The 1,639-nt window shown below is 65.8% G+C and carries 2 protein-coding genes; both read left to right on the top strand.

The window, feature by feature from the left end:
- On the top strand, positions 1-259 hold a 259-nt coding region (locus ACWGPE_RS18695), incomplete at its 5' end, for a hypothetical protein (protein WP_452049264.1).
- On the top strand, positions 252-1,639 hold a 1,388-nt coding region (locus ACWGPE_RS18690; protein ID WP_452049263.1), incomplete at its 3' end, for a glutamate synthase subunit beta. The genes ACWGPE_RS18695 and ACWGPE_RS18690, both read left to right, overlap by 8 nt.

Below are 1,639 nucleotides of genomic sequence, written 5' to 3'. Positions count from 1 at the left end.
GAACCTGAACACCGAGATGGTGGAGCTGGAAGCCCTCGAGGCCTCTGACGTCGAATGGTTGCAGGGCATCCTCACGGCCCATGTCGACGCGACCGATTCGGCTGTGGGACAACGGGTCCTGTCTGATTGGGATAACGAGTTGATGCATTTTGTGAAGGTCATGCCGCGCGACTACAAGCGCGTGCTGGCCGCGATCGCCGAAGCCAAAGAGGCCGGCGTCAATGTGGACGAGGCGATCATGGCGGCGGCCAATGGCTGATCCGCGCGGTTTCCTCAAGCACACCTCCAAGGAGCTTCCGTCCCGCCGGCCGGTTCCGCTGCGCCTGAAGGACTGGAAAGAGGTCTACGAGGACTTCTCCCACGACTCCTTGCAGGACCAGGCATCACGATGCATGGACTGCGGTATCCCGTTCTGCCACAACGGCTGCCCGCTGGGGAACCTCATCCCCGAGTGGAACGACCTGGTCTACAAGGACCGGTGGCGCGACGCGATCGAGCGGCTGCACGCCACCAACAACTTCCCTGAGTTCACCGGACGGCTGTGCCCCGCACCGTGTGAGGCATCGTGCGTCCTTGGCATCAACCAGGATCCGGTGACCATCAAGCAGGTCGAGGTCGAGATCATCGACAACGCCTTCGACCAGGGCTGGGTAGTTCCGAAGATGCCCGATGTGCAGACCGGCAAGAAGGTCGCCGTCGTCGGGTCCGGACCGGCCGGACTGGCCGCCGCCCAGCAGCTGACCCGGGCGGGCCACACCGTCACGGTGTTCGAGCGTGCCGACCGCATCGGCGGTCTGCTGCGCTACGGCATCCCCGAGTTCAAGATGGAAAAGCGCCACATCGACCGGCGTCTGGAGCAGATGGCTGCCGAGGGCACCCAGTTCCGGCCCGGCGTCAACGTCGGCGTCGACATCACGGTGGCCCAGCTGCGGCTGAACTACGACGCGGTCGTGCTGGCCGGCGGTGCCACCGCATGGCGCGATCTGCCGGTCCCGGGTCGTGAGCTCGACGGCATCCACCAGGCCATGGAGTTCCTGCCCTGGGCCAACCGCGTCCAGTTCGGCGATGACGTCCTCGACGAGAACGGCCAGCCGCCGATCACCGCCAAGGACAAGCACGTCATCATCATCGGCGGTGGCGACACCGGCGCGGACTGCCTCGGCACCTCGCACCGTCAGGGTGCGGCCAGCATCCACCAGTTCGAGATCATGCCGCGTCCGCCGGAGACCCGTGCCGACTCGACCCCGTGGCCGACCTACCCGCTGATGTTCCGGGTGTCCTCGGCCCACGAAGAGGGCGGCGATCGCGTGTTCTCGGTCAACACCGAGGAATTCACCGGCGCCGACGGTCACGTGACCGGCCTGCGTGCGCACGAGGTCAAGATGAACGCCGGCAAGTTCGAGAAGGTCGAAGGCAGCGACTTCGAGCTCAAGTCCGACGTGGTGTTGCTCTCGATGGGTTTCGTCGGACCGGAGAAGGAAGGTCTGCTGACCAAGCTCGGCGTCGAGCTGACCGACCGCGGAAACGTCTCACGCGACAACAACTTCCAGACCTCGGTGCCCGGCGTCTTCGTCGCCGGCGACATGGGTCGCGGACAGTCGCTGATCGTGTGGGCGATCGCCGAGGGCCGGGCCGCTGC

Source organism: Agromyces sp. NPDC055658 (assembly GCF_053618155.1).
This window is presented reverse-complemented; position numbering and strand designations above follow the sequence as displayed.